This window comes from Vibrio sp. 1S139 (assembly GCF_041439475.1).
Taxonomy (GTDB): Bacteria; Pseudomonadota; Gammaproteobacteria; order Enterobacterales; family Vibrionaceae; genus Vibrio; species Vibrio crassostreae_C.
Genome location: NZ_JBGOOD010000106.1, coordinates 1 through 8,126 on the forward strand (window position 1 = coordinate 1; position 8,126 = coordinate 8,126).

Annotated in this window: 5 protein-coding genes and 1 pseudogene; 3 read left to right on the top strand and 3 right to left on the bottom strand. The window is 44.9% G+C overall.

Annotation, left to right across the window (positions count from 1 at the left end; genetic code table 11):
- A partial coding sequence (locus ACED46_RS20845) for an Lrp/AsnC family transcriptional regulator (protein ID WP_371722349.1) occupies positions 1–418 on the bottom strand: 418 nt, incomplete at its 3' end.
- A 141-nt stretch (positions 419–559) separates the two neighbouring features.
- Between ACED46_RS20845 and ACED46_RS20850 the strand changes: the two genes are divergently transcribed.
- Entirely contained in the window at positions 560–1,144 is a 585-nt protein-coding gene (locus tag ACED46_RS20850; RefSeq protein ID WP_004732137.1) for a LysE family translocator, read from the top strand.
- A gap of 52 nt (positions 1,145–1,196) precedes the next feature.
- Here ACED46_RS20850 and ACED46_RS20855 read toward each other — a convergent pair whose 3' ends face one another.
- Positions 1,197–1,586 (bottom strand): DUF1294 domain-containing protein, encoded by a 390-nt coding sequence (locus ACED46_RS20855; protein WP_017066606.1) that lies wholly within the window; start codon positions 1,584–1,586, stop codon positions 1,197–1,199.
- Between the two features lie 156 nt (positions 1,587–1,742).
- Between ACED46_RS20855 and ACED46_RS20860 the strand changes: the two genes are divergently transcribed.
- On the top strand, positions 1,743–3,515 hold the full coding sequence (locus ACED46_RS20860) for an alpha-amylase family protein (protein WP_371722350.1): 1,773 nt from the start codon (positions 1,743–1,745) through the stop codon (positions 3,513–3,515).
- A gap of 351 nt (positions 3,516–3,866) precedes the next feature.
- A complete protein-coding gene (pulA, locus tag ACED46_RS20865; RefSeq protein WP_371722351.1) occupies positions 3,867–7,565 on the top strand; it encodes a pullulanase-type alpha-1,6-glucosidase in 3,699 nt (1,232 codons plus the stop codon).
- A 330-nt stretch (positions 7,566–7,895) separates the two neighbouring features.
- Here the strand turns inward: pulA and ACED46_RS20870 are convergent.
- Positions 7,896–8,126, bottom strand: a pseudogene (locus tag ACED46_RS20870) (IS5/IS1182 family transposase); the annotation flags it as partial.

Consider the following 8,126-nt stretch of genomic DNA (forward strand, 5'->3'; position numbering starts at 1 on the left):
CCATCACAACCATGGTGGTAATGGATTGAACCTGAGCACATTCCCCAAGCACATCGGCATGAAACTTCTTATAGCCCGGTAGATCTTTGGTTTCTACCCTTAGCAAGTATTCGTTGGCACCGGTAATGTTGTGGCACTCCACTACCTCTTTTTCCATACTGACGTGCTGTTCAAACTCCAGTTGAGCCGCTTTGCTGTGGCTTGATAAACCAATCGAAACGTAAGCAATAAAGCCAACGCCCATCAGGCCATTATCCAGAACTGCACGGTAACCTTGAATGACCCCTTTACGCTCAAGATCCTGTACTCGCCTTAAGGTCGCTGAAGCCGACAAACCAATTCGTTCAGAAAGCTCAATATTGGAGATTCTGCCGTCCAATTTAAGCTCTTGCAATATCCTTTCGTCAAATCTATCCATAAGTACTTATTATTGTGCATTTATTGATAATAGAGGAAATAAAAGCACATAATTGCCTCACTTTCCACCTACTATGTTTCTCAACACGTGAAAGTCATGACCGGTCAGTCACTTCGTTCATTTTTTTGCTGGAGAACCATAATGCCTTTAGAACAACTTAGCGCACTTGCCTTGTTTGCGTTTGTCTCGACCTTCACGCCGGGTCCAAATAACATCATGCTCATGACATCAGGAGCAAATGTTGGCTTCGCCCGCACTATTCCGCACATGCTTGGTATTGCTCTGGGGTTTGCAGCCATGTTACTGCTGGTTGGTTTCGGCTTGATGGGCGTTTTCAACGCATACCCTGTGACGCACCAAATCTTGAAATATCTAAGCCTTGCTTACCTCGTGTACCTTGCGATTAAGATAGCATTGAGCGGCAAAGCCAAAAGCAGCGAGGCTTATAAGCCAATGACCTTCATCGGCGCAGCAAGTTTTCAATGGGTAAACCCTAAAGGTTGGTCAATGGCGCTGACTGCATTCTCAGTGTATAGCAGCGGCAGTTCATGGTGGGAGCTTGCGATCATCGCAGGTATCTTCACGCTAGCGAACTTACCGTCAGTCACATTCTGGACGGCAGCAGGCAAACAACTGCAACACTGGTTAACAACACCAGTACGCATCAAGAGCTTCAACTACGGTATGGCAGGCTTACTTCTAGCCTCAACGATTCCGATGTTGTAACCAGATAGCTTCTCTATGATGGTTAGTAAGTGATTACTAGCCATCAATATCATTACAAGTATCCAATAACCTCGCTAAGCCAACGTCCAAACGTCGCCTGCCCGCTCGGGGTTAGTGTCCACACAAACGCCGCAACATTCACTGCCACTGTCACCCAATATATGGCTCTGAACGGCTGCTTCTGCGTTTTATGACGCAGCTTATCTTGAGCAATCAACGCCCCTAGCCAGCCACCAGCAACAGAAAAAATATGCAGAGTTTTCTCTGGCACACGCCAATTGCCATTGATCGCTGCTCGCTTGTCCTTCGCGTACACAAAAAACGTCACGAAACCGATAACCAAATACCACACCAACAGCGCTTTAGAACTTTCCGCAAACAACACAGACACCGCCACCAGAACCAAATAAGTGATAACGATTTGAATAGATGAAGACAACATGACTCCTTTTGAGCAACAGCTCACATACTGTAGCAATTACGCCCTGTAGATTTTGATAAGGATGAGTAAGGCATATTGTAATTCGGTTAGCCTGCAAAGAATAAACAAGCCCTTTCATCCCTACATAACATGATGGAAGTTAAAGGAATTATAAATATGTACAACCAAAAGTACGCCATCTACCAAGTTTTTACGCGTTTATTTGGCAATAAAAACACCCAACATGTTCCATGGGGCACAATCGAGCAAAATGGCGTCGGTAAGTTCAGTGATTTTACCGACAAAGCGCTGTCTGAAATCCGCAAACTCGGTATGACTCATATTTGGTATACCGGAGTGCCACATCATGCGCTCATCAATGACTACAAGCACCTTGGTATTTCAGACGATCACCCTAGCGTGGTAAAAGGCCGTGCGGGATCACCATATGCCGTCAAAGACTACTATTCCGTAAACCCAGATCTCGCAGACAACCCTGAATGCCGACTAGAGGAGTTCGAGGCACTCATCAAAAGAAGTCACGACAATGGTTTAAAAGTGATTATCGATATCGTACCGAATCACGTTGCGCGTCATTATAAAGGCTTAAACAACCCAGAAGGTGTCAGTGACTTCGGCGCTCAAGATGACACAACGCTGGAATACCACAAAGACAATAACTTCTACTACATTCCCAACAGCACCTTTGAATTGCCAGACATAGAGCCCGCCTTTACGCCGCTAGGTGGTGAACAGCATCCCAACCTAAACTCCCCGTTTATAGAGACGCCCGCCAAATGGACAGGTAACGGCTCACGTTTAGCCAAGCCTAGTTTCGATGATTGGTATGAAACGGTGAAAATCAATTATGGCATGCGACCAGACGGTTCAAAAGACTTCCCTGAACTACCGAGTGACTATGCTCAACGCAATTACATGGATCATTTCCGTTTCTGGAAATCTGTTTATGTGCCTAACTCTTGGGCTAAATTCCGAGATATCGCCTTGTTTTGGTTGAATAAAGGTGTTGATGGGTTTCGCTACGATATGGCTGAGATGGTTCCAGTCGAATTTTGGAGCTACCTCAACTCATCAATAAAGATGAAAAACCACGATGCCTTTCTGATGGCAGAGGTGTATCAGCCGGACTTGTACCGTGAATACATTCACTTAGGCAAGATGGACTACCTCTATGACAAGGTAGATCTGTACGACGGCCTCAAAGCCATCATGCAAGGCAAGGCTTCAACGGCAATCATCCCTGAAATCCAACATCAAATGCACGACATTGAACATCATATGCTGCATTTTTTGGATAACCATGACGAGCAACGAATCGCCTCACCAGAGTTTGTAGGCAATCCACATATCGCAAAGCCTGCGATGCTAGTTAGCGCTCTATTGAGCAGCTCTCCAACCATGATCTACTTTGGGCAAGAAGTCGGCGAACCCGGTGCGGAGAACGCTGGCTTTGGACAACCCTCTCGTACATCCATCTTCGATTACATCGGTGTCCCACAGCATCAAAAATGGATGAACCACGGCGCATTCGATGGCGGGCTATTAGACGAAAACGAAAAACAACTACGTCACTTCTATCAGAAGGTTATGAACTTTTCGCTTGAGCATACTTCAATGACGGGGCAGTACCTAGACTTACACCAGAGCAATAATTTGAGTGATTCGGTTTACGCATTTCTGCGCTATGACAACCAAGAGTTGACAATAGTTGCTGCGAATTTCAGCCAACATGTCACCGAGAATATTCACTTAACCGTTCCAAGTGATGTTATACAAACGCTCACAATCGCTGATGACAGTTACTTGTTAGATGAACATATTGAAGGCATTCAACAACAGGTATTAAAAGTTGAGGAAAGTATTGGCCGTTTTAGTCTTGATCTAAAGCCACTAGCTTCGTTGGTTTGGGTATTTCCCTTATCTGAATAGGATATTTATTATTAATTCCCAAAAAGCCTGAGTTTTAATTAATTGATAAATAACTTAATTCCCACATTAAATTAACGTCACCTCAATTCGATACCTTCCTCACATTAATAAGGATGAGCTCTCATCCTTATTATCTACTCCCATCCTCTACGCCTTCTACTATTGATATTAAACATATGAGTTATTGATCCAATAAATTTAACTTAAACCAAATACAAAGCGTGATATTGACACTAGGTTTCCTATTTTTATATATTAAAAATAACTTTATACATAGCCATCACAAATAGTTGACCATCGTTAAGACTAGGATATTCATCTTCATAAAAAGTGAAATATGGATATTAAAACGTGAACAACATAAATATTAATAAAATTATCTCTCTACGAAATACCTTCAACAATACCAAAAAGAAGAGCTTCAAACGCTCTACATTGGCCAAAGCAATGTTACCGCTCTTCACCGCTACTTTGATCGCGGGTTGTGGTAGTGATAATGATAGCGACAACGGTACAGCCCCTGGCAACAGTGGTTTATACCCTGCAGCTGAAAACGAAGTCGTTATTTACTACAAACGCGATGTTGCCGCTGCCAGCTCATCTGGCTCAACTTACGACGGTTGGGGGCTTCACCTTTGGAATGGTGAAGGCTGTACCAGCACAGATTTAGTCGGCATGGGATTAAGTGAAACCGGAACCGACTGGAACAGCCCTTACGAATACGATGGTATCAGCGATACTTACGGTGCCTATTATGTGTTGAAAGTTGACCCAGATGCCTCTGACCCACACAAATGCATGAACTTCATCTTGCACAATGGTGATGAGAAAGCATTTGGCAGTGCGAACTCAAAAGTCGAGTTAACTAAGCTTGGCGATTCACAAGGCGTATTTGGTTTCCATGGCAGCAGCGAGTTGTACTACGACCCTATTTCAGAGCGACCAGTCAATATTGATGGTCAAAAAGCACACTGGCTAGATGCAACCACAATTGGTTGGGAAGCGGCTAGCAATGCAGACTCTGTGAAGCTTTTCTATGCACTAGACAACAGCATCACAATGAACGATGACAAAGAGATTGTCGGTGGAACTGCAATTGAACTAAGCAAAGACGGAGAACTATCTTCTGAATTGAAAGAGCGTTTCCGACACCTTGCAAGCTTACCTGCCCTAGCTATCGATGTTGACGACAGCACACTTCGCACTATTTTAAAATCTCAGATAATTTTTGTTGCCTACAATGCCAATGGCGATGTTATCTCTTCAACTGAGGTTCAAAAACCTGGTGTGCTTGATGCGGTATTTGCTAGCGAAGATGCTGGTAATGCAATGGCTGAAGAACTAGGCGCAATTGTTGAAGGCAGTGCGGCGACCTTCAAGCTTTGGGCACCAACCGCGCAAGATGTAGAACTCGTTCTATACAGTGAAGATCTGCTAAGTTCACAAGTAATCCCGATGACGGAAAACACTGAGACGGGTATTTGGGCGACTGACGCGGTACCTAACGCTGTCAACAGTTACTATCGCTACCAAGTGAAGGTTTACCACCCAACCACAGGCAACATTGAGACTCGCCTAGTAACCGACCCTTACTCACTCAGCTTATCGAAAAACTCTGCATACTCTCAAGTCATCGATCTTGATGATTCAGCATTAATGCCTGAAGGTTGGGTTGGATATAAACGCCCTACTGTAGAGAAAGATGAAGACCACGTACTCTACGAATCACATCTTCGTGATTTTAGCTTCAGCGATAAGCTCGGAACAAAGAGCCTAAACGGCAAGTACCTCGCTCTCACAGAAGCAGATCGTGAGTCGGTTAAACACCTTCAAGAATTGAAAGATGCGGGCTTAACGACACTACATATCTTACCGGCATTCGATATCGCTACCGTCGATGAAGATGAAGCGAGCCGTGTCGATATTACTGACACCGTTGGTAAGCTATGTGATGTAAAACCGACTGCCGCCTTATGTGGAAACGAAGACGAAAACACAATCATCGAAGAAGTACTCGATGGTTATGATCCTTCAACAGGCGATGCACAAGCGCTAATGAACGACCTGCGTATGCTCGACAGCTTCAACTGGGGCTACGACCCATTCCATTACACGGTTCCAGAGGGCAGCTACGCGACAGATCCTAATGGTTCTAAGCGTATTCTAGAGTTCCGTCAAATGGTGAAAGCAACGCACGACATGGATCTTAAGCTGATCATGGACGTTGTATACAACCATACCAATGCGTCTGGCGTGAACGATAAGTCAGTGCTGGATAAGATTGTCCCTGGGTACTATCACCGCCTTAACGTCAACACCGGTGGCGTCGAAAACTCAACCTGTTGTGACAACACTGCGACTGAAAACCTAATGATGGGTAAATTGATGGTCGACTCACTTAAGGTGTGGGCTGACGATTACAAAGTGGATGGTTTCCGTTTTGACTTAATGGGCCACCAACCAAAAGATGTGATGGTAGAAGCTCTTGCTGAAGTACGTAAAATCGACGAAAACACCCTGTTCTACGGTGAAGGTTGGGACTTTGGCGAAGTAGCAGACAATGCACGCTTCGATCAAGCGAACCAAATCAATATGGCAGGCACTGAGATCGGTACCTTCTCGGACCGTTTACGTGACGCAGTTCGTGGCGGTAGCCCGTTTGATGGCGGCGTCGATTCAGAAGGCAACCACCCACTTCGCTTTAACCAAGGCTTTGGTAACGCAGCGATTGCCAACGAAGAAACCAAAGTTGATCAAGACTCTATCAACGGTCGTTTACACAACCAAGACCTTGTTCGTTTAGGGATGGCAGGTAACCTCGCAGAATACGTGTTGATTGATTACAAAGGCGATACCAAGCTGGGTAAAAACGTTGATTACAATGGCGCGCCAGCTGGTTACACCAAGATGCCTTCAGAGAACATTTCTTACGTATCGAAGCATGATAACCAAACGCTTTGGGATAACAACGCTTACAAGATCGCCACTGGTACTAGCTCTGCAGAGCGTGCTCGCATGCAATCTGTATCGCTCTCTACAGTGATGTTAGGTCAAGGCATACCATTCATCCATATGGGGTCTGAACTGTTGCGCTCTAAGTCAATGCAGCGCGACTCTTACGACTCAGGTGACTGGTATAACCGCGTCATGTTTGACGGTACTGACAACAACTGGAATGTTGGCTTACCACGTGAAGATAAAGATGGTGCGAACTGGGATCTGATCAAAACTATCATTGCTGACAGCACGGCTAAACCAGACGCAGACGACATTGAACTGACTAAGCAGCAATTCCTAGAACTACTAAAAATCCGTAGCTCAAGTGAACTGTTCCGCTTAGACACAGCAGACGAAGTCATGAAGCGTGTCGATTTCCGAAATGTAGGCAAAGATCAAGTCGAAGGCCTGATTGTCATGTCGATCGATGATGGCGTGTCTGCGGGTGAAGACCTTGACCCTGCCAATGATGCGATTGTCGCAGTTGTAAACTCAACGAATGAATCTCAATCGTTCAAAATCACGGGAGCAACCGGCTTTACACTTCACACCGTTCAACAAAACTCGGCTGACGACACAGTGAAAGGTGCAAGCTTCGCCGCTGAAACCTTCACAGTCCCTGCACTAACGACAGCTGTGTTTGTACAAGCACAAAACGGTGCTCAAGGCGCTGGTTTGCCGGTTGATAACTCAGACAAGGATGTATCTAGCATTCCTCCGTACGGTCAAACAACCGTGTACGTGCGTGGTGATATGAATGGTTGGAACCCTGTTGATGATTGGGCGATGAGCTTTGTTGCTAATGGGGTTTATTCTGTAACAGGCAATTTGGAAGCAGGTAACTATGGCTTCAAGTTTGCAGATGCTGATTGGAAAACACCTAACTTTGGTTGCGATTCTGTAGAGCTTGCAAGCGGGTCAATCGATATTGGCACAGGTGGCAATTGCCAATTGAGCGTAACGGAAGCGGGCAGCTACACCTTCACCTTGAATGCCATTCACGAGCTTGACGACAATGTAGACAAAGCTGTGGTATCTGTCACTAAGAATTAAGCTCCAAGCTTAGGTTCAAGTAACAGATAATAAAACAAGCGAAAGCTAGCCTTTGGGAGACGTCAGTCTCCCTTTTTTATCCTCAATAAACTCCAATCCCAATGCACCACACCATTGCTTTGCTTCCCATCGATAAATACTCACTGTTAAGTGACAGATGAACCAGTTAACCCTTAGTCCTTAGTCCTTAGTCCTTAGTCCTTAGTAGAAAGGATAACAACCTCAAGTGAACTGTTAGTTTAATCGAGAGGAGATATCATGAATATAATTTAGAAGGGCGTTGTTGATCAAATCAGCTTGAAGATCAACGACACCATATGTAGCTAGCCGTTAGCTTCTAACGGGCATACCTAGTCCTATGACTTTGTTAATCGCTTTGACATTCGCCATGATTTCGCCCACTTGAGCGTTGTAACATCTCAAGCTCAATTTATCGCTTGTTAGTCCTTTATATCGGGACATAGCAGTCTCAGATATTGAACGATAGTGATAACCAGACTCTGTTTTCCATTCCGATATTGTTCCATCTCTCAGAGCCATTACCGCTTTGTTTCTGGGATG

Coding starts and splice junctions, on each gene's coding strand:
- ACED46_RS20855 (WP_017066606.1), bottom strand. CDS start 1,586: ATGTTGTCTTCATCTATTCAAATCGTTATCACTTATTTGGTTCTGGTG.
- ACED46_RS20860 (WP_371722350.1), top strand. CDS start 1,743: ATGTACAACCAAAAGTACGCCATCTACCAAGTTTTTACGCGTTTATTT.
- ACED46_RS20850 (WP_004732137.1), top strand. CDS start 560: ATGCCTTTAGAACAACTTAGCGCACTTGCCTTGTTTGCGTTTGTCTCG.